Origin of the sequence: Lysinibacillus sphaericus, assembly GCF_000600105.1 — a bacterium.
Lineage (GTDB): Bacteria > Bacillota > Bacilli > Bacillales_A > Planococcaceae > Lysinibacillus > Lysinibacillus sphaericus.
Map to the genome: position 1 here is coordinate 454,395 of NZ_CP006837.1, position 25,882 is coordinate 480,276.

22 protein-coding genes are annotated in these 25,882 nt (G+C 38.7%); 18 read left to right on the plus strand and 4 right to left on the minus strand.

The features are described from left to right. The first annotated feature begins 3 nt into the window (after nt 1-3). From T479_RS02135 to T479_RS02205, 15 genes are all read left to right on the plus strand, one after another. A complete protein-coding gene (locus T479_RS02135; RefSeq protein ID WP_024362792.1) occupies nt 4-1,146 on the plus strand; it encodes an acyl-CoA dehydrogenase in 1,143 nt (380 codons plus the stop codon). A 31-nt stretch (nt 1,147-1,177) separates the two neighbouring features. After that, nucleotides 1,178-2,818 (plus strand): AMP-binding protein, encoded by a 1,641-nt coding sequence (locus tag T479_RS02140; RefSeq protein WP_025218534.1) that lies wholly within the window; start codon nt 1,178-1,180, stop codon nt 2,816-2,818. A gap of 15 nt (nt 2,819-2,833) precedes the next feature. After that, nucleotides 2,834-4,192 carry an acetyl-CoA carboxylase biotin carboxylase subunit gene (locus tag T479_RS02145; RefSeq protein ID WP_025218535.1) on the plus strand — a complete coding sequence of 453 codons (1,359 nt, stop codon included), beginning with the start codon at nt 2,834-2,836 and terminating at the stop codon, nt 4,190-4,192. Nucleotides 4,193-4,372: 180 nt separating this feature from the next. After that, complete coding sequence (locus tag T479_RS02150) at nt 4,373-4,585, plus strand: acetyl-CoA carboxylase biotin carboxyl carrier protein subunit (RefSeq protein ID WP_025218536.1); 213 nt, start codon at nt 4,373-4,375, stop codon at nt 4,583-4,585. A 12-nt stretch (nt 4,586-4,597) separates the two neighbouring features. Further along, nucleotides 4,598-5,515: a hydroxymethylglutaryl-CoA lyase gene (locus T479_RS02155; RefSeq protein ID WP_025218537.1), complete on the plus strand. Its 918-nt coding sequence runs from the start codon at nt 4,598-4,600 to the stop codon at nt 5,513-5,515. After that, complete coding sequence (locus tag T479_RS02160) at nt 5,512-6,297, plus strand: enoyl-CoA hydratase (protein ID WP_024362797.1); 786 nt, start codon at nt 5,512-5,514, stop codon at nt 6,295-6,297. Before T479_RS02155 ends, T479_RS02160 begins: the two co-directional genes overlap by 4 nt. A gap of 24 nt (nt 6,298-6,321) precedes the next feature. After that, nucleotides 6,322-7,860 carry an acyl-CoA carboxylase subunit beta gene (locus tag T479_RS02165; protein ID WP_024362798.1) on the plus strand — a complete coding sequence of 513 codons (1,539 nt, stop codon included), beginning with the start codon at nt 6,322-6,324 and terminating at the stop codon, nt 7,858-7,860. Between the two features lie 124 nt (nt 7,861-7,984). Continuing rightward, nucleotides 7,985-8,557 carry a VanZ family protein gene (locus T479_RS02170; protein WP_025218538.1) on the plus strand — a complete coding sequence of 191 codons (573 nt, stop codon included), beginning with the start codon at nt 7,985-7,987 and terminating at the stop codon, nt 8,555-8,557. Between the two features lie 345 nt (nt 8,558-8,902). Next, on the plus strand, nt 8,903-9,691 hold the full coding sequence (locus T479_RS02175; RefSeq protein ID WP_227665403.1) for a putative metalloprotease CJM1_0395 family protein: 789 nt from the start codon (nt 8,903-8,905) through the stop codon (nt 9,689-9,691). A gap of 23 nt (nt 9,692-9,714) precedes the next feature. After that, the gene (ybaK, locus tag T479_RS02180; RefSeq protein ID WP_024362801.1) at nt 9,715-10,209 is read left to right on the plus strand and encodes a Cys-tRNA(Pro) deacylase; all 495 of its coding nucleotides are present in this window, start codon (nt 9,715-9,717) and stop codon (nt 10,207-10,209) included. 122 nt (nt 10,210-10,331) lie between these two features. Then, nucleotides 10,332-11,408, plus strand: coding sequence for a hypothetical protein (locus tag T479_RS02185; protein ID WP_024362802.1), 1,077 nt, complete (start codon nt 10,332-10,334; stop codon nt 11,406-11,408). Between the two features lie 227 nt (nt 11,409-11,635). Next, nucleotides 11,636-12,835: a glycine C-acetyltransferase gene (locus tag T479_RS02190; protein ID WP_029747246.1), complete on the plus strand. Its 1,200-nt coding sequence runs from the start codon at nt 11,636-11,638 to the stop codon at nt 12,833-12,835. Between the two features lie 239 nt (nt 12,836-13,074). Further along, the gene (locus T479_RS02195) at nt 13,075-14,085 is read left to right on the plus strand and encodes a methionine ABC transporter ATP-binding protein (RefSeq protein WP_025218540.1); all 1,011 of its coding nucleotides are present in this window, start codon (nt 13,075-13,077) and stop codon (nt 14,083-14,085) included. After that, nucleotides 14,078-14,746 carry a methionine ABC transporter permease gene (locus T479_RS02200; protein WP_025218541.1) on the plus strand — a complete coding sequence of 223 codons (669 nt, stop codon included), beginning with the start codon at nt 14,078-14,080 and terminating at the stop codon, nt 14,744-14,746. The genes T479_RS02195 and T479_RS02200 overlap by 8 nt, the downstream gene beginning before the upstream one ends. A gap of 20 nt (nt 14,747-14,766) precedes the next feature. Beyond that, on the plus strand, nt 14,767-15,618 hold the full coding sequence (locus T479_RS02205) for a MetQ/NlpA family ABC transporter substrate-binding protein (protein ID WP_025218542.1): 852 nt from the start codon (nt 14,767-14,769) through the stop codon (nt 15,616-15,618). Nucleotides 15,619-15,669: 51 nt separating this feature from the next. Here T479_RS02205 and T479_RS02210 read toward each other — a convergent pair whose 3' ends face one another. Both T479_RS02210 and T479_RS02215 read right to left on the minus strand, forming a co-directional pair. Next, entirely contained in the window at nt 15,670-16,839 is a 1,170-nt protein-coding gene (locus T479_RS02210) for a pyridoxal phosphate-dependent aminotransferase (protein WP_025218543.1), read from the minus strand. 162 nt (nt 16,840-17,001) lie between these two features. Continuing rightward, complete coding sequence (locus tag T479_RS02215) at nt 17,002-17,700, minus strand: polysaccharide deacetylase family protein (protein WP_025218544.1); 699 nt, start codon at nt 17,698-17,700, stop codon at nt 17,002-17,004. Nucleotides 17,701-18,400: 700 nt separating this feature from the next. On the opposite strand from T479_RS02215, the gene T479_RS02220 reads away from it, so the two are divergent. Further along, a complete protein-coding gene (locus T479_RS02220) occupies nt 18,401-19,201 on the plus strand; it encodes a carbon-nitrogen family hydrolase (RefSeq protein WP_025218545.1) in 801 nt (266 codons plus the stop codon). A gap of 89 nt (nt 19,202-19,290) precedes the next feature. Here the strand turns inward: T479_RS02220 and T479_RS02225 are convergent, their stop codons facing one another. Further along, nucleotides 19,291-20,859, minus strand: coding sequence for a PucR family transcriptional regulator (locus T479_RS02225; protein WP_025218546.1), 1,569 nt, complete (start codon nt 20,857-20,859; stop codon nt 19,291-19,293). A gap of 312 nt (nt 20,860-21,171) precedes the next feature. On the opposite strand from T479_RS02225, the gene T479_RS02230 reads away from it, so the two are divergent. Beyond that, entirely contained in the window at nt 21,172-22,524 is a 1,353-nt protein-coding gene (locus T479_RS02230) for an aspartate aminotransferase family protein (RefSeq protein WP_024362811.1), read from the plus strand. A gap of 172 nt (nt 22,525-22,696) precedes the next feature. On the opposite strand, the gene T479_RS02235 is transcribed toward T479_RS02230, so the two are convergent. Beyond that, the gene (locus tag T479_RS02235) at nt 22,697-23,863 is read right to left on the minus strand and encodes an FtsW/RodA/SpoVE family cell cycle protein (RefSeq protein ID WP_227665404.1); all 1,167 of its coding nucleotides are present in this window, start codon (nt 23,861-23,863) and stop codon (nt 22,697-22,699) included. Nucleotides 23,864-24,077: 214 nt separating this feature from the next. Between T479_RS02235 and T479_RS02240 the strand changes: the two genes are divergently transcribed. Further along, the gene (locus T479_RS02240) at nt 24,078-25,748 is read left to right on the plus strand and encodes a HAMP domain-containing methyl-accepting chemotaxis protein (protein WP_024362813.1); all 1,671 of its coding nucleotides are present in this window, start codon (nt 24,078-24,080) and stop codon (nt 25,746-25,748) included. The last annotated feature ends 134 nt before the right edge of the window (nt 25,749-25,882 follow it).

The window sequence follows — 25,882 nt, forward strand, 5'->3', positions numbered from 1 at the left end:
GGAATGAACTTTGAACTAACGAAAGAGCAAGCGATGATTCGAGACATGGTACGTGATTTTGCAGAGAAAGAGATTAAACCTTATGCTCGTGAAGTCGACGAGACATCAACAATGAGAATAGAAAGCTTTGAAAAAATGGCTGAGCTAGGCTTATTAGGTATCCCGTTTCCAGAGGAATATGGTGGTTCTGGAGGAGACACGGTTTCCTATGCAATAGCTGTTGAAGAAATTGGACGTGCGTGTGGTGGTACGGGTTTAAGCTATGCAGCAGCAGTAAGTTTAGGCGCCGCTCCTATTTATAATTTTGGTACGGAAGAGCAAAAGCGTGAATGGCTTGTTCCTTTAGCGAAAGGGGAAACATTAGGTGCTTTCGGCTTAACGGAACCTAATGCGGGGTCTGATGCTGGCGGTACCCGTACAACAGCAGTTATAGATGGTGATGATTACGTTATTAACGGAGAAAAATGCTGGATTACTAATGCAGGTCATGCGCGCCAAATTATTGTCACGGCAGTAACAGGTAAACGTGAAGATGGCAAAAAAATCATTTCATCCATTATTGTGCCAACGAATACGCCTGGTGTCACAATCAATTGTAATTATGACAAGATGGGTGTGCGTGGTTCCAATACTTGTGAAATTATTTTGCAAAATGTTCGCGTACCAAGAACGAATTTATTAGGGGACGAAAAACGTGGATTCAGTCAATTTTTAAATACATTGGATGGTGGCCGTATTTCCATAGCTGCGCTATCAGTCGGCATTGCACAATCTGCATATGAAAAAGCATTAAAGTATGCCAATGAACGAGAGCAGTTTGGGGCACCAATCGCCAAGTTTCAAGCAATACAGTTTAAGTTGGCAGATATGGCAATGGAAATTGAGCTAGCTCGTACGCTAGTACATAAAGCAGCGTGGCTTAAAGATCAGAAAAAACCGTTTGCTAAAGAGGCAGCGATGGCGAAATTATTTGCTTCTGAGATGGGCTTCCGTACTTGTAATCAAGCCATTCAAATTCATGGTGGTTCAGGTTATATGAAGGAATATGATGTAGAACGTCATTTGCGTGATATTAAGTTAATGGAAATCGGTGAAGGAACATCTGAAATTCAACGTCTCGTTATTTCTCGTCTAATTGGCTGTTAAAAATTAAATAGCATATTGAAGGGGGATTTTCATGGCAGAACTTGTGTATCAAACAATTGGTCAATTGCTCGATGAACAGGCTAAAAAATATCCTAAATATGAAGCGCTAGTGTATGCAGATAGAGACTTGCGGTTGACTTATGAGGAGTTAAACCAGCAAAGTCGTTTAGTGGCAAGGGGGTTACTGGCCCTTGGAATTGAAAAAGGAGACCATATTGCCGTGTGGACAACAAATGTTCCAGAGTGGGTACAGTTACAGTTTGCTACAGGAAAAATGGGTGCGCCCATTGTCACTGTTAACACCAATTATCGTGCCCATGAGCTGGAATATTTACTAAGACAATCCGATGCAAAGACGATTATTTTAATCGAAAATTATCGCGACCATTCTTTTATTCATACACTCCAAGAAATATGTCCTGAGCTTGAACATTGTGAACCAGGTAATTTGCAATCGAAGCGACTACCTCTATTAAAAAATGTTATTTTAATTGGCGAAACAAAGTACCCAGGTGTCCTGAATTGGTCAGATGTATTGGCATCTGCAAAGCAAGTAACAGAACAACAATTAGATCAAATACAGGCTTCATTACATTATGATGATGTCATTAATATTCAATATACTTCAGGTACAACGGGTTTTCCAAAAGGTGTTATGTTAACACATTATAACCTAGTTAATAATGCCGTTAACATCGCTGAATGTATGCGTCTAACTTCAGCAGATCGTTTATGTATTCCTGTGCCATTTTTCCATTGTTTCGGCTGTGTCATCGGTACACTAGCCATTACGACAAGTGGTGGAACAATGGTCCCAGTACAAGAATACGCACCTGCGGAAGTGTTACGAACAGTTGAAAAAGAGAAATGTACAGCATTACACGGTGTACCAACAATGTTTATAAGTGAATTGAATTTGCAGAATTTTTCGTCATACGACTTATCGACATTGCGTACGGGCGTAATGGCAGGCTCTAATTGCCCAATCGAAGTCATGAAAGCGGTCATCGAAAAAATGGGGATGACTGACATAACCATTTGTTATGGTCAAACGGAATCTTCACCTGTTATTACACAAACACGAGCAGATGATCCATTCCATTTAAAAGTAGAGACAGTAGGTCGAGCATTACCAAATCTAGAAGTTAAAATTGTTGTTCCTGGTACAGATGTGGAAGCGCCGATAAACGAGCAAGGTGAGCTTTGTACAAGAGGCTACCATGTGATGAAAGGCTATTATAACAACCAAGAAGAAACCCAACTTGCAATCGATCAAGACGGTTGGCTGCATACGGGTGATTTAGCGACGATGGATGAGGATGGTTATGTCAGAGTAACAGGTCGTTTGAAGGACATGATTATTCGTGGTGGAGAAAATTTATATCCACGAGAAATTGAAGAATTTCTATACACGTTCCCAAAAATTGCAGATGTGCAGGTCGCTGGTGTTCCCGATCCTAAGTATGGAGAAGAAGCGGCAGCATGGATTATTTTACGAGAAGGGGAACAGGCGACAGAAGAAGAAATTCGAGCATTTTGTCGCGATAAAATTTCTAAACATAAAATTCCAAGACATATTTTCTTTATCGATAGCTACCCAATGACTGCTTCAGGAAAAGTACAGAAATTTAAGCTACGCGAAGAATTTCTGGCAGCAGTGAAGGTGAAATAGGAAGGGGGCAACATAATGTTTAAAAAAGTATTAATTGCCAACCGTGGTGAAATTGCTAGACGGGTTATACGCACATGTAAGCGATTAAATATTCTAACGGTTGCGATCTATTCCGAGGCGGATGCAGAAAGTTTACACGTCAAAGATGCGGACGAAGCATACTGCGTAGGTAAACCACCTGTTGTACAAAGCTATTTAAATATTGAACGCATTCTTGAAATCGCCAAGGAAAGCGGTGCTGATGCCATACATCCAGGGTATGGCTTACTATCAGAGAACGCTGATTTTGCCAAACGTTGTGCGGAAGCAGGACTCGTATTTATTGGACCAAGTGCAACTGTGATTGCGTCAATGGGCAGTAAATTAGAAGCGCGTAAAACGATGAAAGCTGCGGGTGTACCGATTGTAGAAGGGGTAGAAGCGCCTGTTAAAGATGTAACAGAAGCAGTTGAAATCGCTGCACGCTTAGGTTATCCCATTATGCTTAAAGCCTCTGCTGGTGGTGGTGGCATCGGCATGCAACTGGTGGCAGATGCAGAAGAGCTCGCAAAAGCATTCGAGGGTAATCAGAAACGTGCACAATCATTTTTCGGTGATGGCACGATGTACATGGAACGTTTTATTGCGAATCCTCATCATGTGGAAGTGCAAATTATTGCAGATAGAAAAGGCAATGTCGTTCCGTTGTTTGAACGAGAATGCTCCATTCAACGACGCAATCAAAAAGTGGTGGAGGAAGCTCCCTCTCCATTCATCTCTGAAGAGACGAGAGCAAGGATGTTAGAAGCTTCTGTACAGGCGGCGAAGCACATCGGTTATGTCAATGCAGGAACAATTGAATATTTAGTCGATGCAGAGCAAAATTTTTATTTCTTAGAGATGAATACACGCTTGCAAGTCGAGCATCCCGTCACAGAAGAAATAACAAAACTAGATCTTGTGGAAGAGCAATTGAAAGTAGCTGCGGGACAGTCATTGAGCTTTACGCGTGACAGCATTGATAAACAGGGGCATGCCATTGAAGTACGAATTTATGCAGAAAACCCTACAACGTTTTTCCCGTCTCCAGGCAAAATTACAGAACTGGTATTGCCAATAGGTGAAGGCATTCGACATGAATGCGGTGTAGAAGCAGGCACAACGGTGACTCCTTTCTATGATCCAATGATTAGTAAATTAATCGTTTGGGGAGATACGCGGACAATTGCATGTCAACGCCTTATACAGGCACTAAAAGAATATAAAATTGAAGGAATTCAAACAAATATACCGATGCTTTTGAAAACTGTCAGTCACGAGCAATTTTTACAAGGGCATACAACAACAAAATTTGTCGAGGAATTCTATTTACCACAATTAACAGAAACAAAATAAGATATGAGCATTCGGCATGCGTGCTTTAAAGTACGAGATGACGAAAAGATGTTTTCATACTGAGTAGCTTATGCAAAGCGTGGAGTGAGTAAGCGTGCGTTACAAAATGATAATCAATGTATGGATGTAAGTGTGATTTAAGCACTTAAATACAGTCATTAACAATTTGGAGGGGTTAATATGGCAACAGTAAAAGCAAGCATGGCAGGAACAGTATGGAAAATCGTAGTGGCAGAAGGAGAAAAGGTGATAGCTGGGCAAGATGTTGCGATTTTAGAGTCGATGAAAATGGAGATTCCGATTGCCGCTGAAGAGGATGGCATTGTCACAAAAATCATCGCGAATGAGGGCGATTTTATTAACGTAGATGATGATATTTTAGAAATTGAATAGGGAGGCATTTCTATGCAATTACCGAAGCATGTTACGTTGAAGGAAGTTGGTCCTCGTGATGGCCTGCAAAATGAAAAGGTACACATCGCAACTGAAGATAAAATACAGCTAGTCAATTTACTTAGTCAGTCGGGATTAAATTATATAGAAGTAACGTCTTTCGTTCATCCGAAGTGGATTCCACAATTGGCAGATGCGGTAGAAGTGTTGCAAGCGATTAAACGAGAAAAAGATATAACGTACGCAGCCCTTGTGCCGAATATGCGAGGACTAGAACGTGCATTGCAAGCGGGTATTGATGAAGCAAGTATTTTTATGTCGGCAAGTGAAAGTCATAACAAAAAAAATATTAACAAAACGATACTTGAAACATTGCCGATTTTAAAGGAAGTAGTTATTGGGGCAAAGGCTGCAAACAAGCATGTACGCGGTTACATCTCAACAGTAATTGGTTGCCCTTACGAGGGTTACATACACCCAGAAAAGGTTTTACAAGTTACAGACAAATTATTAGAAATGGGCGTTGATGAAATATCGCTAGGGGATACAATCGGCGTCGGCGTACCGACACAAGTTGAGTATCTTTTAGAAGAGCTGTTAAAGAGATATCCGGTTGAAAAATTTGCCATGCATTTTCATGATACGCGTGGTACAGCACTTGCCAATATTACGAAATCCTTAGAAATGGGGATTACAAAATTTGATAGTTCCCTTGGTGGTTTAGGAGGTTGTCCTTATGCAAAAGGGGCAACCGGCAATGTTGCCACAGAAGATTTGCTGTATCTATTAGACGGCATGGGCATAGCAACCAGCGTTAACATGGAAAAGTTGCTAGATGCTGTACGATTTATCGAACAGAGGCTAGGGAAGGACGTTGCATCTAAGCAAATGGCAATTGTTCGTAATGAAGGGAGTGCGAATGTCACGTGACACAACAGCTCGTTCAATTTGATGTATTACCAGGTAATATCGGGCTTATTACACTTTCTAGACCCGAAGCTGCAAATGCCATGTCTGTACAATTACTAAACGACCTTAGTGCGACACTAGATAAAATAAATGCTGATCCAGTAGTGCGGGTTGTTTTACTAACAGGTGCAGGAGAAAAGGCGTTTTGTGCAGGTGCTGATTTAAAAGAACGCAATGGTATGTCCGACCGACAAGTAAAACAAATTGTGCAACAAATCGGCACAACAATTGCTAAAGTTGAAGCATTGGCGCAACCTGTGATTGCCGTATTAAATGGCGTTGCATTTGGGGGCGGGCTAGAACTTGCTTTAGCTTGCGATTTACGGGTAGCAGCTACACATACAAAAGTGGGACTTACTGAAACCTCTCTTGGTATTATCCCTGGGGCAGGAGGAACACAGCGCTTACCGCGACTAATCGGCATTGGAAAAGCAAAGGAACTCATTTATACAGCACGTCGAATCGATGCCGTGGAAGCACAGCGTTTTGGTATTGTGGAATATGTCTATGAGGGGCATGAAGTGCAGGAAAGAGCGCTTCAACTTGCACTGGAAATGGCGAAAAATGCGCCGCTATCATTGATTCAGGCGAAAAATGCTATCAATAATGGGATGGAAGTAGATTTGGCTACAGGCTTGAAAATTGAATCACTGGCCTATAGTGCACTTATTCCAACTGAAGATCGTTTGGAGGGCTTACAAGCTTTCCAAGAAAAAAGAGCACCGCAATACTTAGGGAAGTAATGGACTGCAAAGGGGGAATGGAACATGAGTAATATCTCTACAGAAAACACATCCAATGCGATGAAAGATCAAATTTTAGCAGGGGGTTTGCCAAAATATCACGATAAAAATGCACAACAAGGCAAGCTATTTGTCCGAGAGCGCTTGGAATTATTATTAGATGATGGACTTCAATCAGAGGATGGCCTGTACGCAAACTGTTTAGCAGGTGATTTACCGGCAGATGGTGTCATTACGGGTATTGGTAAAATCCATGGTCGTACAGTATGTGTGTTAGCCAATGATTCAACCATTAAAGCTGGATCTTGGGGAAAACGAACTGTCGAAAAAATGATTCGTATTCAAGAAACGGCGGAGAAGCTAAATTGTCCATTATTTTATTTAGTCGATTCGGCAGGTGCGCGTATTACAGACCAACTAGAGATGTTCCCAGGGCGTCGTGGCGCAGGACGCATTTTCTACAATCAGGTGAAGCTTTCTGGTAAAGTGCCACAAATTTGCTTGTTGTTTGGGCCTTCAGCAGCAGGTGGCGCTTATATTCCTGCATTTTCTGATATTGTGGTGATGGTGGAAGGTAATGCTTCCATGTATTTAGGGTCACCGCGTATGGCGGAAATGGTGATTGGTGAAAAGGTAGATTTAGAGACAATGGGTGGCGCGAAAATGCACTGTTCCGTATCTGGCTGTGGGGACGTGCTTGTAAAAACAGAGCAGGAAGCGATTGCTTATGCTCGTAAATACTTGAGCTATTTTCCGAATAACTATGCTGAGCGTAGCAAAGTTGAAGCACCAAAGCCACCAGCTTCTTTTGAAAAATCAATTGAAGACTTAATACCTAAAAATCAGAACTCGCCGTTTGATATGTATCAGTTAATTGATCGATTGATTGATGAAGATTCATTTTGTGAAATAAAGAAATTATTTGCTTCAGAATTAATAACAGGGCTTGGGCGCATTAATGGACAATCAGTAGGGATTATAGCTAACCAACCACGTGTGAAGGGTGGCGTATTGTTCCACGATTCGGCAGATAAAGCGGCAAAATTTATTTCGTTATGTGATGCTTTTAATATACCGCTTATTTTCCTCGTAGATGTGCCAGGCTTTATGATTGGCACACAAGTTGAAAAGGCGGGTATTATCCGTCATGGTGCCAAAATGATTTTTGCCATGAGTGAGGCAACTGTACCAAAGCTAACTGTAATTGTTCGCAAGGCGTATGGCGCGGGACTCTATGCTATGGCAGGCCCAGCCTTTGAACCGGATTGTTGTATTGCCTTATCGAGCGCACAAATTGCGGTAATGGGTCCAGAGGCAGCGATAAATGCAGTATATGCCAATAAAATTGCTGAATTGCCAAAAGAAGAACAAGCTAGCTTTATTGCGGAAAAACGGAAAGAGTATCAAGAGGAAATTGACATTTATCGCTTAGCTTCTGAGCTAATTATTGATGATGTCATTGAGCCGAATGACTTACGTAGAGCACTTGAAACACGTTTGGAGTTGTATATGTCAAAATACTTGTTATTTTCACAACGAAAACATGGTGTAAATCCTGTCTAAGAGGATTTACTTAAATGCACCCAGTTCATGCTGGTGTGCATTTTTTGATATATTTCACCTCTTGCATGGAGATGGTCAGACATATTAAAATATGGGATGGATAAGAGGAAGTGGGTGAATTAGCATGGTAAAAAATAATATACCTAGTATTCAAGATGATGCCAAGCTACCATTACCATATCGCGCGTGGATTGATACGTATTACATACAGCTTAAAGTAATAGGCTGGGTATTTTTCAGCTTTTACACATTTATCGCCTTTTACAAATTAGTCATTAATCGCTTAGTGAATGTCAGTGTTAGTTTGTTCCGAGGCGAAAATTCTTTAAGTGAAATTGGTTTATTTGATTATAGTAGCTGGCGCGTAACGACAAATTTTATACCGTTTGAAACGATTTTACGTTATATTAACTACTCCCAATATTTTAATTTAGATTTAATTATCCTAAACTTATTAGGCAATTTGTTAATATTTACACCGATGGGCTTTTTGTTACCATTACTATCAAAGCGCTTTCGGAAGGTGTGGATTGTAGTTTGCGCAGGCTTTTTCTCAAGCCTTGCTGTGGAAACAGTCCAGTTTATATTCAGGGTAGGTTCTGCGGATGTCGATGACTTGATTTTAAATACGCTAGGCGCTTGGTTTGGATACTTAGCTTACAAATGTATTCTCATTTTTCCAAAAAGAAACGTTTAAAAAAGAAGAGAAAAAACAGTCCGTTTATGTATGGGCTGTTTTTTATTGTTACGTTTACACTATTTACCACGTGTTTAAAGTGATAAAATTTATTGAAACTAAATTATAAAGTAATAAAGAAATGGAATGCTCGCTGAAAAAATGGATTTATGTAGTGTCTTTTTACCTATCTGATAATTAGATTATTGTTTCTTTAGGAGGTTAGTATCAATTTGCACTTGAATTTATAATGGAAAATTCCGATAATAAGAGTACAGAATGCTTTTGTTCGAATAAAAATCGTTATGAGTGAATTGTTCATATTTACGATGTAACTTGCATATTAAAAAAGAAAGTCGAGGTGATATGATGAAACTATCAAATGTAATAGAACAAGAAAGACAATCAGCCTTTTATAATCGAAAAAAGATTCTTCAGCGTAAAGAGGCTGGTGATGCTTATCGTAAAAATGCACAGTATTTCCAACCGAAAAAAAATCCCATTTTGCAAGAGCTCGAAAATCTTTTATTAGGACGCACAGATCAAGATTTATATGAGCAACATAAAGAAGAAGCGAAAGATGTAACGCCACAACAACAAGCTATGATTCAAGACTTACAACAAGCAGAGAAAAGTGTAAGAGCACATGAGCAAGCTTATAAAGCAGTTGGCGGTGAGGCTGATGACTCGTTATTGCCTTCAGAAGTGAATGCTGAAGGATCTATAGCATTAGACGATTCATCGATTGTTGCACTTGATAAAGATAGTGGTGATGTTGATACGTTGCAAATTTTACAGCAGGTTCGAAGTGCTGCACTTGCGCCAACTGCCCCATCTTCACAGGATTTACGTGTAGCGGCTAGTGCAGATACTCAAATACAACAAATTCAGGCAATGTTAAATGGACTAGAGCTGGAAGAAGCGCCTCTAGAACCAGCTTATGTTACGGAAATGGTAGATGTAAAGGTGCCAGAGCGATTTGCGAAGGCATTGAAATTGGACCCATTTGCAGATACAATTTTCGGTAAGAGTTATGAAGAGGCGTTGAAGGCACGAACATTTAAACTGGCGTCTGCAACATATGCAGCACACATTAAAATGGCTAAAAACGGTTATCTTTTTGGGGATAACGCGTTGTTTTCAATGACAGCTTAATGGTGTAGATAGGGGAATTAACTGTGGCAAAGGCAAAGCATACGAAAACAAATGCGATTAGACTATTAGAGCAGCAAAAAATACAATTTGATGTATTGGAATACGAAACAGGTGATGGTCAAGTAGATGGGGTTTCAGTGGCTGAAAAAATTGGTCATCCTGTGTCCTGTGTCTTTAAAACATTAGTCGCAAAGGCAAGCGCTCAACAGCTATTTGTTTTTGTCATTCCAGTTGCGGAAGAATTGGATTTAAAAGCTGCGGCTAAAGTAGTTGGAGAGAAGAAGATTGAGATGCTAGCAGTAAAGGAGCTTCTAGGTTATACAGGCTATATTCGTGGTGGCTGCTCACCTGTCGGCATGAAAAAACTGTATCCGACGGTTGTGGATGCATCTGCACGGGAGCAAGGAAGTATTATTGTAAGTGCAGGAAAAATCGGCATGCAAATGCATATACAACTAGATGATTTACTCGCCGTAACAAAGGCGCAACTGGCACCAATTACAACTATCCAAGAATAATCTTGGATAGTTTTTTAGTGTCAGGCACTCACACAATTCTCACACAATTAGAGCTAGCTCCCTTTCATTTTTTTCTGTGATAGTTCATATACTGTCATGGCATAAAAAAAGGAGGAGCGACATTGAACGGAAATGTGACCTACTATTTTGGACACGCACTTACAGGGCAAGGAATCAAACATTTATATAAAGAAATGATGGACGAAGCAGAACTTGTTTACGTTCTGCAAGGCGCATCAACGTTTAAAGGGTCAGAGCTTCTGAAGGAGCTTGGTTATTTTTATGTAAAACAGGGCTTTGCAGTAGAGTGGTTTCAACACGCATTGTTAGAGAACGTAATAGAAGGAGTATTTGTTAGAGGTTGTAATCGACTTTTTATTTGGACTTCAACATGGGGCATTGAACCAACTTTACTTGGTACGAAGCATCGTGTGCTGTCCTTTTATGATTGCCTAGAAGAACAACAGCTTGAAAAAATAGGTGAAAAGCTGGCTGTTGCGATAAAAGAGCGAGATTTGTGGCGTGAGAAGTGTATTACAATGCTGGAAATTGCAAAAAAAATACATGATGACTGGGAAGTAGTCACGCAAAGTTGCATGGATTGGCAAGCGTTAGATGAACAAGTTGCTCGTTTAAAGTCAACTATTTTTCAATCCATCGTGTTAAATAAAACAGGCCGACGTACACATCGATTATTAGGAACACTTACACCTCGTGGAGCAGAAAATACAGTAGACAGCATGACAAAAAATTTGACAAGACGATTGATGATTAAAGGGAAGCCCGGTACAGGTAAATCTTCATTAATGAAAGGATTGGCTGATGAAGCAAATGCAAGGGGATTAGATGCACAAATTGTTTGGTGTGGCTTAGATGCTGGATCAGTGGATATGGTCATCATACCAGAATTAAATTTTTGTATATTTGATAGCACAGAACCGCATGTATTTAATCCACAGGATGGAAGATTAGGCGATGAAATTTTTGATATGGGTCAGCATTGTAAGCTATCAGAACAAGCCGAAGCTCAAATTGAAGATATCCGTGTGAAATATAAAAGCGCCATGCAAGATGCAATTGGCTATACGACGCGTTATGCTGAAGCGGAGAAAACGATTCGCCAGCTAATGGATCATTGTGTATCGACTGCGATATGGCGTGAAAAAACAGCACCTTTATTTGAAAGATTAGCAAAGTAATTTATTCTAATTGCACGCTTATGCTACACTATGGGTAGACTAGTCAATCTTCAATTAATAGCTAATTGCTCAAGAAATATCGATGCAAGTGACCCCTTAGTTGCAAAGATGTTCAAAAGCCAGCTAAATGAAGAGAATGCCTCTGGCTGAAGCCTTGGATTTTACAATGCATGCATGTACTAAAATCCGAATATTATGACGCCGAGAAGAAATGAATTGTAGAAAGGATGATACTCTTGTCTAAAGTACTAAACGCATTTTTAGATGAAAACTTACAAGCCTTACGAGATCAAGGCTTATACAATGAAATTGACGCAGTAGAAGGCGCAAATGGACCAATTATTCAGGTTCGAGGTCAGCATCTCATCAATCTTTCCTCTAATAACTATCTCGGCTTAGCAACAAATGAGCAATTAAAGCGAATTGCTAAAGAAGCAACAGAACAATATGGTGTAGGCGCAGGGGCTGTTCGTACAATTAACGGCACGCTCGATCTACACGTTAAATTAGAAGAAAAGCTCGCTGAATTTAAAGGAACGGAAGCGGCGATTTCCTATCAATCGGGCTTCAACTGTAATATGGCGGCTATTTCAGCTGTTATGGATAAAAACGATGCGATTTTATCAGATCAATTAAACCATGCGTCGATTATTGATGGATGTCGCTTATCGCGCGCAAAAATTATTGCCTACAATCACTCGGATATGGAGGATTTACGCGCAAAGGCAAAAGAAGCGACAGAATCAGGTTTGTATAATAAAGTGATGGTCATTACAGATGGCGTATTCTCAATGGATGGGGATATTGCCAAACTGCCTGAAATCGTCGAAATTGCCAAGGAATTTGATTTAATTACGTATGTCGATGATGCACATGGTTCAGGTGTGACAGGCAAAGGCAAAGGTACGGTAAAACATTTCGGGCTTGAAAAAGAAATCGACTTCCAAATCGGCACGTTGTCAAAGGCAATTGGCGTAGTCGGTGGTTATGTAGCTGGTAAGAAAAATTTAATTGACTGGCTGAAAGTACGTTCTCGTCCATTTTTATTCTCAACGGCATTACCACCAGGTGATGTTGCGGCCATTACAGCAGCAGTGCAAATGCTTATTGACTCAACAGAGCTACATGATAAGCTATGGGAAAATGGCGACTACTTAAAAGCAGGATTAGCGAAGTTAGGCTTCAATATTGGTGACTCTGAAACACCGATTACACCATGTATTATTGGGGATGAAAAGCTTACACAAGCGTTCTCACGTCGCTTATTTGAGGAAGGCGTTTATGCAAAATCTATCGTTTTCCCAACTGTTCCAAAAGGCACTGGGCGTGTCCGTAATATGCCGACAGCGGCTCATACAAAAGAAATGCTAGACAATGCATTGGCGATTTACGAAAAAGTAGGTCGTGAACTAGGTGTAATTAAATAATAAAGACAGAGCGCTATTGTTCAATTTGAACAATAGTGCTCTTTTTTTTCTTGCATTGTTAGTTTTACTGTGAAATTTCGAGATATTGCTCAATATTCATCGTTTTAAACGGAAATTAGATAATGAGGGATAAGGTTATTGTCAAAAGAGATTGACAAATAACATAATTCAAACTATTCTATAAAACATATTAGAATAGTAGGTTTTTAGATATTGAATAATTGAGTAAGGAGAACAATATGCTCGAATTCCGTAATGTATCAAAAGTTTATAGCGCAAAGAAAAAAGAGGTTGTTGGTGTAGATAATGTATCCTTAACAATTAATAGTGGTGATATTTTCGGTATTGTAGGCTATTCGGGGGCGGGGAAAAGTTCCCTCCTGCGTTGTATAAATCTACTAGAACGACCTACTAGTGGTGAAATATTAATAAATGGTAAGGATTTAACGAAGCTATCCCGAAATGAACTGCGTTTAGCCCGTTTAAAAATCGGCATGATATTCCAGCATTTTTATTTAATCAGTCAAAAAACAGTTGGTGATAATATTGCCTTTGCCCTAAAAGCAGCGAGTATGCCAGCCAATGCGATTCCTACTCGAGTGGATGAGCTACTAGAGATGGTTGGTTTAGCAGAAAAACGAGATGTTTATCCTGCACAGCTTAGTGGTGGTCAAAAACAAAGAGTAGGTATTGCCAGAGCTTTAGCAAACAATCCAGCGATGTTGCTATGCGATGAAGCAACATCAGCTCTCGATCCAAAAACGACAGTGTCGATTTTACGATTATTAAAGGAAATAAATAAAAAGTTAGGCATTACAATTGTCCTTATTACACATGAAATGGATGTTGTGAAGGAAATTTGTAATCGTATGGCTGTGATGCAGGACGGAAAAGTGATAGAAGAAGGGGATGTGTATGATATTTTTGCCAGTCCCCAAAAGATATTAACACAGGAGTTTATTAGTAGTGTTGTATCTTTTGATATTCCAAAAACAATTCTAAAAGATGTACGGGGTCAAATCGTTAAAATTTTATTCAAAGGAAATGTTGCAGGTGAAGGAGTTATTTCAGATACGATGCAACGTTTTGAGGTAAAAGGGAATTTCCTTCATGGCACAATCGAGTACATTCAAGAGCGACCACTGGGTATTTTTTTAATGGAGCTACAAGGTGAGGACAGCGAGTTAGCAAAAGCTAGGGCCTATATGACCGAACGTGGTGCGATTGTGGAGGTGGTTTTGCATGTTTGATGTTACACATTTTATAGATATGGTTCCAGATTTATTAAAGGCCTTTCAAGAAACCATTATTATGATTGGTATTTCCTTATCTGTGTCGATTGTATTAGGTCTACCACTGGGTATTTTATTATTCGTTACGGATAAGGGATTGTTTTGGGAAAATCGATTGATTAAAAGCGTATTTGGCTTTGCGGTGAACTTGATTCGTTCGATTCCATACATCATTTTATTGGTTGCTTTATTCCCGTTGACGAAGTTGCTTGTTGGACAAACAATTGGACCCATTGCAGCGAGTGTTTCATTATCGGTTGCAGCCATTCCGTTTTTTGCACGTTTAGTGGAAACGTCGTTACGAGAAATTGATAAAGGGGTAATAGAAGCGTCTATTGCAGTAGGAGCAACGCCGTGGATGATAATTAAGGATGTCTTAATTCCTGAAGCAAAATCGAGCATTATTCAAGCAGTGACAGTCACGGTGATTAGTTTAGTAGCTTTCTCTGCAATGGCAGGTGTAGTTGGTGGTGGTGGTATTGGTGATTTAGCCATTCGATTCGGCTACTACCGTTATGATAATACAATTATGATTGCTACCGTTGCGATACTCATTTTGCTCGTGCAAGCGATACAAATTGCAGGTGACTGGTTTGCAAAATCAATTGATAAAAGATAAAAAGAGGAGAGATTGATAAGATGAAAAAATCGTTATTAGCATTTTTGACAATCATCTTTGCTGTTGTTTTAGCAGCATGTGGCGCAAGCGACAAAGGAGCAGATTCAAAAAAAGGTTCAGATGCAGCAGGGGAAAGCAAATCGATTAAATTAGGTGCAACAGCAGGTCCTTATAGTGATATGCTGAAAAAAGCTATTATTCCACAGCTTGAAGAAAAGGGTTATGAAGTAGAATTAGTAGAATTCAGTGATTATGTACAACCGAACAAAGCTTTAGATAATGGGGATATTGATGCAAACTTATTCCAGCATACAATTTACTTAGAAAACTTTGAAGAACAGAATAACATGGATTTAGAACCATTAATTATTGTGCCGACAGCGCCAATGGGCTTCTTCTCAAACAAATATAAATCGATTGATGAAATTCCAAATGGGGCGACAGTGGCAATTGCCAATGACCCTTCTAATGCAGCACGTACATTGTTATCATTGCAAGAACAAGGCTTAATCGAGATTGATCCTAAAATCGAAGAATTAAAAGCATCAGAAAAAGATGTTGTGAAAAACGGCAAAAATTTAGTATTCCAACCGATTGAGGCGGCAGCACTTCCACGTACAGTAGAAAGTGTTGATTTAGCAGGAGTTCCTGGTAACTTTGCTTTAGCGGCTGGATTAGATTTACTAGATGCTGTATTTTTAGAAAATATGCCTGACCAATTCCGCAACGTTATCGCAGTAAAGGCAGAGAATAAAGATTCGCAATTATCAAAGGATCTAGTGGAAATTGTAGAATCAGCTAAATTTGAAGAAATTATTGATGCAGACTTCAAAGGCTTTGGGAAACCAGAATGGATGAAAAATCGTAAATAAAATGAAACAAGAAGCACTCGTCATATGGCGGGTGCTTTTTGTATTGTGGAATTATTGTTTAAACAGATTAAGTTTTTCTATACGGTGAATCGCTTCTTGTAAGCGTTCCTCACTTACAAGTAAACCGACACGTACATAACCTTCGCCGAACTGCCCGAAACCATTGCCAGCCGCTACTGCAATATCAGCTTTATCGAGCAATAAATCGGCAAATTGTTCGCTCGTATAGCCTAAGGGAACAGGGAGCCATGCAAAAAACGAGCCTTTTGGCGCTGTTACTTGCCAACCGATGCGCTGTGCTTCTTCGATTAATACGTTACGACGTCGCTCATATGTCGCACTAAGCTCTTGTGCACAAGTTTGTGAAGATGTTAAAGCGACAGCGGCTGCCTGTTGAACTGCTGGAAATTGGCTACAAAATAAATGATCTTGAATAAGATTAATCGCTTCGATAATTTGAGCATTACCGACTGCAAAACCGATGCGCCAGCCAGCCATATTATAAGTTTTTGATAATGTATATAGTTCGATGCCGACCTCTTTGGCATCCTCTGCCTGTAAGAAGCTTACGGGTTTATTGCCATCAAAGCCAATAGCACCATAGGCAAAATCGTGTGCTACAATAATCTGATGTTCTTTAGCAAAACGTACAGTTTCTTCAAAAAATTCAAGCGTTGCTGTTCCACCAGTAGGGTTGTTAGGGTAATTCAAGTAAAGAAGCTTAGCTCTGTCCTTTACTTCGTCGGACAATGCATCATAGTCAGGCAAGAAGTTATTTTCCGCAAAAAGTGGCATGACATCGTATTGAACATCTCCTAAGACCACTCCAGATAAATAATCGGGATACCCAGGGTCAGGTAATAACATTGTATCACCAGGGTTTAGCACAGCCATTGGTAGCTCAACAAGTCCAATTTTCGTACCACCTAAAATAGCAACTTCTGTATCGGGATTGATTGTTACATTGTATTCTCGTTTATAAAAATCAGCGGCAGCTTGCCGTAATTCGGCTATACCACGAAATGGAGAGTATTTATGATGCTGAGGGTTTTCCGCCGCTTCTTGTAGCGCTTTAATAATATGAGGAGGGGTTGGCTGGTCAGGGTTGCCCTGCCCAAGATTAATAATGTCCCGTCCTTCTACTAATGCCGCATTGACCTTTTGCACAAGTGCTGCAAAAAACTGAGTAGGGAGTTGTTGTAGTTTTTTAGATAATTCCATGAATGTTCACCTTTTTCAGAATATAATAATTATTGTAGATATGTTGCAAATACTAGTACTTTTTCAACTGATTGTCTAGACCCTAGATGGCTAAATAAGTTGCGCTTCACTATATTGCAGGTTAGAAAAGAAGATTAGTTCAAAACTAACGCTGTTTTTATGTTATATATCTTGCAGTTCATTTACGGTAATAAATGTATAGCCTTTATTTGAAAGTGCTTGTAAAATGCCTTCGATTGTTTGACGTACTTTGTCTGTGTCATCATACATTGGATGAATCAAAATAATCGACCCAGGCTTAATATTTTCTTTTTCATCATTTACTTTGTCTGAAACTGTATTGAAATAACTATCAGGTTCGAGATTCCAAGTAATCGTGTCTCGATGCTGTTTATTTAGGTAATAAGGAAGTCCGATTAATTTTTTGCCATTCGGAGGACGAACATCGATTTCTCCGTTAAATCCAGCATTTCGAATTAATACATCTGTTTTTTCAATCTCTGCCTTGTAGTAAGAAAGGCTTTTGAAAACCATTCGATGATGAGAATAGCTGTGATTGCCAATTTGATGTCCTTCTTTTGCAATATTTTTCGTTTCTTCAGGGTACTTTTCGATTTCTTCACCGATTAGAAAAAAGGTAGCTTTAGCATTGTACTTAGCTAATAGCGGTAATATTATGTTGACGTTTTCTGCTGGGCCATCATCAAAAGTTAAAGCGACCACTTTTTGGGTGGTCTCTACTTGTTTAGTTATATTCCCGAATAACTGATAGGTTCTAGAATTCATTAATTTATAGGTGCCTAGTAATAGAAGGGCAACGAATAGCCATACAGACCCGATAATTATTGTTTTCTTTTTCATCATACGCCTTCTTTCCATTTAGCATTTTTGATAAAGCGCTTTATTGTATTGGAAAGCCATATTCCTCTTTGTATATAGAAGAAAAGTATGTCATTACGAAAAGAGAAATTTTACTGATATGTATTTTAAAAAATAGTAGAGTAACTAAAAAAGATGGGAAATCCCATCCTTTTAGCGTTGATCTAACTTATCAGATATACGTTTAAGAATTTGTACTTGTTCCTGTTGTACTTTAAGAAATTTAAGGAGAAACCAAATGATAAAAATCACGGGCGCTATGTAGATGAATAAACTTAAAAGAGGCAAAAATGCGATTAATGTACTGTCCATAAATGATGTTACCTTCCTTCGTATAATATCGAGAAATCTGTCGTTTTTGTATGTATTAAATATAGCAATAAACATGGTTATTGTCATTAAACGTTAAAAATGGAAGGGCAGTAACAGATATCCGAATTTGATTTTCTTCAACCGTACATACGTTAAAAAAATACATTCTTAGTGTAAGTGGGTCTAAGTAAAATTGGAGCCTGTTAGTTAGCTTAATCGACTAATTGTACAAAAAATCTAAATTAGTGCACTTTTAACTGTAGTATAATGAACAGTAGAAAAGCGGTAGTAGGATCAGCGCTTTTGGAAATGTTTAAAGCTATTTATACCTCGAATTTAAAAACTATTTTTTACACAGGGGGAATGAAAAATGAAAATAGGTTGTATTCAATTAAATGTAGGATTTGGCAAAGTGGAAGAGAATTTTGCAAGGGCTGAAGAAAAGATTCGTGAGGCTGCAACATTAGGTGCAGAAATTATTGTGCTTCCAGAAATGTGGAATACAGGTTACGCGCTTGAAAAATTACCTGAGCTTGCAGATGTGGATGGAGAACGAGCGAAAGCATTTTTACAAGGTTTAGCAATGGAACTTGGTGTACATATTGTCGGGGGCTCTGTGGCAACGAAGAAGGGCGATAAATTTTTCAATACGATGTATACGTTTGATAAAGATGGAAAACTAGTTGGCGAATACAGTAAGGCACATTTATTCCGTTTGATGGATGAGCATCTATTTTTAGAAGCAGGCGATGAAATGAATCGCTTTGCACTAGGAGATATTGAGGCGGCAGGCGTTATTTGCTATGATATTCGCTTTCCAGAATGGTTGAGAGCGCACGCATTAACAGGCGCAAAGGTGTTATTCGTGCCAGCCCAATGGCCAACACCACGTATTGACCATTGGAAAACATTATTACAGGCACGCGCGATTGAAAATCAATGCTTCGTCATTGCGGTTAACCGTATTGCCAACAAAGTAGAAAACTTCAATGGGCAATCCATGGTAATTCAACCTTGGGGAGAAGTGTTATGGATTGGAGCAGACGATGAAGAAGTAGCAGTTATTGATGTTGATTTTTCAATTGTCGATGAAGTGCGCGGCAGAATTCCAGTGTACGATGACCGCAGACCAGGATTGTATAGCATGTGCCAGTCACCGAAACAATTCTGAAAATTTACAAAGGCCCCATGGGAACGCGTGTATCGTAAGCCACAAGATGCCTGCTGTGGTGCCAGTCACCCGAACAATTCTGACTAATTTCATTTTTTATCTTCAATTAACGAATGGGCTAGAAGCATAAACTCAAGTGTAATCCGATTGTGCCCTTTCATGAAATTTTCTCCTAGCAAATTTTCAAGCTTCTTTAGGCGATGATAGAGAGTTTGTCGCACGATAAACAATTGATTTGCTGTTTGTTGTTTCGAGCCATTCGTTTGTAAGTAGACTTGCAATGTTTCTAATAGCTTGCTGTTGTATTTTTTATCATATTCAATCACAGGCTGTAAATAATCCTGAATGACTTCTTGCAAGTCTACTTGCATTTGTAATTTATAAATTAGGTAATATAAATGTAAGTCATCATAAAAAAATGATGTCGTTTGAACTTTGCGACAAATATATAATGTTTCCAAAGCGGTTTGATAACTCTTCGGAATTTCCTCGACATCCGCCACAATCTTACCGATAGCTAGTTGATAGCCCTGTGCTTGCTGCTTTTTATAAAAATCCGTTGTCTGGAGCGTAGAAAAGAGCGAATTTAATAAATCACGACTCGCTTTACAATCTTTAGTGTGGAGTAAGATAAATACAACGTAGCTCTTTCGCTCGAACAAAAAGGGGACAAAACCATTTTGTTCAAATAAATTTCTATAGTAAAGTTTGCTATAAACAATATCCTCTTGACCTTTCATCATTGTATAAGGCGACGATAAAATAAAGACAGCGTTACTATAGTGTGTAAAGTTAGCATGATGGGATACGATAAATTTATAGATTTCTTCTTTCGTCAGCTTGTGATCAATCCAATCTGCTAAAATAGTGGCATCCTCAATATCTCTTTTTTCTTCTATATAGAACTCACGCATTAAAAGCTGTGCGAGCGCCGTTGCTGTGCGGTCTAAAATGAGTAATTCAAATTCAGAAAATAATCCATCCGTTCGATAAAGGGTCAAATCGGCATAATGTTGATCAACAATAAAAATAGGTGCATGTTTAAATTGTGGCGCTGATTGTGGCAACGTTAATAATTGCTGTCGTTTCGCTAGAGGCATGTTTGGGAAAAAGATAACGTCTCGGTCTTTAATGGAAAAAATGATTTGTGTACGTAATGTATGATAAATTGTTTGTAAAATGTCATCAGTACTTTGTCCATGAAGGGCATTTTTATTTAACGTTTGTGCGTAATTTTCTAATGAAGAAATCATGAAATATTGTTGATTCATAATTTGGCTATGTAAATCCTGTGTAATCCGAACAAAAGGCACTGTCTCATGAAATACAATGATTGGAAAGTCATGGCGATTGGCCAGTGATTGTATAGCTTCAGGTATTGTCTGTAAGTAAGGACCGTATTCTATGCACAGTGCTGCACAATTTTTTTTAATTAACATCTCGACGAAAAAGATAAAGTCCTCAAGATGATGCTGTAAACTAATCCCCGTCGTCAAAATTAATTCGTCCCCTGCTAAGAAATTATCCACTTGCACAATTTCAATAACATGTGCCCACTTAACAATGCGTAATAATCCGTCTTTTCCTGCAATGACCTCTGCACTTTGAAAGTATTCATTTTTTAATACATCCTTCACTTGAAGTTTAAATTGACTCATCGTAGCCCTCCACTCAAAGTATTGCATGATATAAAAAATAGTAACTTACGACAACTGTGAATATTTAGCTAGTAGTTTACGAAATATCTTCTTTAAAGAAAGTTTATTCTAATTTTACATTATGTTAAAAACAAAGTCATAGAATTATACAAGTTGTCTATTCCTTCGTTTTGCTAAAAGTTGTAAAATTTTTTGTAAGAAATAGTGCAATTTTGAAAAAGGGGTGACATCAGGTCGTTTTTTATATTCGCTAGAACAATACAAACTGCTTTAATAATGGAACAACATTATAAATTAAAGGGGTGCATGTAAATGGTTCAAACAAATCTGAAGAGTGACGTATTAAAAAAGGATGAACAGTATGTCTGGCATTCAATGAAGCCTTATAATCCGCAAGCCACTTATGTAGTAGAGAAATCGGATGGGGCAAGAATCGTTGATACGGAAGGTATTGAATACATTGATGCGATGGCAGGTTTATGGTGTGTCAATGCAGGCTATGGACGGAAGGAATTAGCAGATGTTGCACATGAGCAGATGATGAAAAACGCCTATGCACCTCTATCGCAAGGGCATTTACCTGCAGTTGAATTAGCTGAAAAGATTAATCAAATGCTTGGTGGCGATTATGTTATTTTCTTTTCGAATAGTGGTTCTGAAGCAAATGAAACGGCATTTAAAATTGCCCGCCAATACCATCAGCAGAAAGGGCAAAGTGCGCGCTATAAAATTGTTTCACGCTATCGGGCTTACCACGGAAGTTCGTTTGGAGCTTTAGCTGCAACGGGGCAAGCAGAACGAAAATATAAATATGAACCGCTAACACCAGGATTTATTCATGTCGCGCCACCAGACCAATATCGAGATCCAGAAAATGATGCAACAGCTCCAGTTGAGCTAGCAAGTGTTAAGGCTGTCGATAAGTTGATGACATGGGAACTTAGCGATACGATTGCTGCGATGATATTAGAACCAATTATTACGGGTGGTGGTGTAATCATGCCACCGGAAAATTACATGAAGGGCATCGAGGCGGTTTGTCAAAAACATGGGGCATTAATGATTGTCGATGAAGTCATTTGTGGATTTGGTCGCACAGGAAAGCCGTTTGGTTTTATGAACTATGGGGTGAAGCCTGACATTATTACAATGGCTAAAGGTATTACAAGTGGGTATTTACCATTATCAGCAACGGCAGTGAAACGCGAAATTTATGAGGCGTTTACAGGTTCAGATGCATATGGTTATTTCCGCCATGTCAATACATTTGGTGGCTCTCCTGTAGCCTGTGCTGTCGCATTGAAGAATATCGAAATTCTAGAGCGAGAAGCATTATTCGAGCGCTCCAAGGTAGTGGGGGCTAGTACACTTCAAACGCTTCAGCAAGCTTTGAAAACACATCCACATGTTGGAGATGTACGTGGTAAAGGCTTATTAATAGGAATTGAATTAGTCGTAGATAAAGAGTCAAAAGAGCCCTTACCAGTGGATAAAGTGAACGCCGTCATTGCTGCATGCAAAGGGCAGGGTGTGATAATAGGGAAAAATGGTGCAACAGTAGCAGGGTTTAACAATGTTCTAACGCTATCACCACCACTTAATATTGTCCAACATGATTTAGATAAAATAATTGAAGTTGTTATTGAAAATATTAAAAAAATATAATTATGTACAAAGAAAGCTGTCTCTAAAAGTCGCTATCAAGGGCTTTCAGGACAGCTTTTAAAGCATCAGAAAGGCTAGGCGAAGAATGAGTATGCACAACACGCCTCCTGTCAGGAAAAGTAATAATACAATTCGCTTCTTTACATGAGTATTCATCGATAAATGCGTCCTCCTAAACTTGTGAGGTTTTAAACATATACCCGCTATAAGAATTATGGATAACCATAACAATACCCATTAACATGAAATTTGATAGTAGTGAACTACCTCCGTAACTTAAAAACGGTAACGTTACACCGGTTACAGGTAAAAGTCCAATCGTCATGCCAATATTTTGTGTAATTTGAAATGCTAGTAAACTGGAGATACCCGCACCCATAAGGGTCATAAATGGATCCTTTGCTTCTACTGTAATAAGAACAATACGATAAATTACAAAAAATAATAATGTAATGACAAAGGCTCCACCAACAAATCCTAATTCTTCAGCGATGGCAGAAAAAATAAAATCTGTATGCTTTTCTGGAACATAGACATTATTTTGTAAATAGCCTTTACCAGTAAATTCTCCTGTACCGATGGCCATAAAGCCTTGTCTAGTTTGAAAGGAGGAATCCGTATATTCATAGGGTTGTATCCACCCGTAAATACGGGAAACTTGATGCCCAGATAACTTACTTAGTATTTTTTCTGTAAAAAAATCATTAAATTTTACATAGAGAATAACGATTGCACTAACGATGGTCACAGGAATAGCTGTGAAAATGACGAGTAATTTTGTTTGGATACCTGAAAAGTAAATCATCGGTAATATCATCGCCATATATAACATAACCATGCCTGTATCTGGTTGCTTATATACAGCGAGTGTTGGTGGAAGTGTAATGATGCCAATCATCAATAGCAATCGCATATCTGATAAAAAGGAAGGACGCACATATTTTGCTTGATGGGCGACAATCACTTTACTGACAACAATTAAAAATGCGAACTTCAAAAATTCAGAGGGTTGTAACGACCCTAAAAGTGGAATTTGATACCAAGATTTTGCTTCATTTATGGTGCGCGCGATGCTTTCAGGTGCAATAAATAATCCGAATGTTAGCGCTACTATAACCCAATAAAAGGGCCAGCCGATTTTTTTTAGTTGCTCAATATCAAGTGTTGCTACACCATACATCATTAAAAAGCCCAAACTATAATAGATAAATTGCTTTATGATAAACAAACTTGCATACTGTTCAAACGCTGTACTGCTAGAGTGTACGAAGAGGCAACTAGTAATACCTAGCAACAATAGACTTATTGCTAAACTGCTATCTAATTTTTTTAACTGCAACAGTCAAACACCTCTCCTTCATAATTGTAAAAATTATCTATTAATAGTAAACGATAGAATGTAAAGAAGGTTGCGCAAGTTTTTATATTGTGTCGAATTTATTAAAGAATCGAATGTTCTATAATTCTGTTAGAAAATTTTACAAAAACATAACACTAGCTTTATATCTCCATACTATGATTAATGGTAATAGTTGGAGAAGGAGCCGAAAATAATGCATTTTTTTCGTTATATTAAGGTAAAAGATAAGCTGCTTGTACTCATGATTGTTTGTGTACTATCGAATGTCCTACTAGGTATATTTAGTGTGGATTATTTACGGAAAATGTCATGGCATGCAAGCGAAAGTTATACCGAGGCACTTGTACCGATTGGATGGCTTAATGAGCTTGAGGAAGCGCAACGACACTTGGATTATTTAATGGATTCAGGTGGCGAATATCAAGAGATGGCAGCTATACTAAAAAATATTGAACAGCCTTTAAGTAATTTAGAAAAAATAGTAATTGATAAAAAAATGAATCATCAAGTAAAGAAGTATAATTCGGTATTCTCACAGCAGATAGAATTAGTTGAAAGTTATCAACAGTTAAATACGCAAAAACGTCAGCAGTTTTATGAGCAGTCCTATTTACCGGTTAGCCAACAAAGCCATGCAATTTTAGAAGAGACGCAGAGTTATTTAGTTCAAAGAGCTGATGAACAGCAACAAGCGTACCAAAAGGATGTGCAATTTGGTTATTGGTTATTGGGGAGTGTTTGTACATTTGTCGTACTATTAGTCGTTTTCATTGGTTTCATCGCAACGAAGGCTGTTAATGTACCGACACGTCAATTGAAATCACTATTAAAACGTGCAGAACAAGGTGATTTTACAGCCAATGCGAGCTATGTGGCGCATGATGAGCTTGGAGAAGTTGTATTGTCATATAATCAGATGGCAACAGAAGTAAAGCGATTGTTACATACGGTTACAAATAGTGCGCAAGAGGTTGCAGGAATGACGGAAAATTTACAAGAATCCTCGGAGCGATCTTCTACAGCTACAGTAAAAATAGCAAAGGATGTGCAAAGTATTGCAGATTTGACCACTGCATCTACTAGTAAATTAGCGTCCAATTCTGCCTCATTAGAAGAAGTATTAAACGGTGTACAGATTGTCTTAGAAAAAGTGCAGCTTGTAGAGAGCTTTGCACATGAGACTGCCCGTGAAGCAGAAAGTGGTACAGATATTGTACAGGCGAATTTAACCCAAATTCAAGCCATAAAGCGCGCTGTTGAAAAATCAAATATAGCTATTTTTAAACTAGTGGAAAGAGCCTCTACAATCGACCATATGGTTGAAGTGATTGAAAAAATAACTGCCCAAACCAATTTACTGGCGCTAAATGCGTCCATCGAAGCGGCGAGAGCTGGCGAACACGGACAAGGGTTTGCCATCGTCGCCAACGAAGTACGTAAACTAGCTGAGCAAACAGTACATTCAACTCAAACAATTACGTCCATTGTACAAAATATCCAAACCGATTCTCACTACGCTGTAAAGATGATGGAAGGTGTACTAAGTGCTACAGAAAAAGGTGTAAATGTAACGTCAGAAACTGCAACAAGCTTCGATCAAATATTAGAAAAGGTCAATATCATTCAGCCATATATTGTAGAAGTATCGACGACAGTGCAAGATATAGCTGAACATACAAAGAAGGTTAACGAAGATGCAGGTATGTTAACAGCTCTTTCAGATACGAATGCAGCCTCGACTAAACATGTAGCGAAGTTAACGACAGATCAATTAAATGCACAGCAACAATTTCATCATACGATTAAAGAATTACGAAAAGTTTCAAAGGTGTTGCAAATTGCTGTTAAACGTTTTTCAATTTAATGGAACAAGAAAAAAAGTTGAACCTCTTTATGTATGTGTAAAGAGGTTCTTTTTTTATGAAAAATAGATTATTGTATTTTTAGAAAGTACAAATGTATTTTTGTGTTGTGAGACAGCACAAGATTTATCAAAAA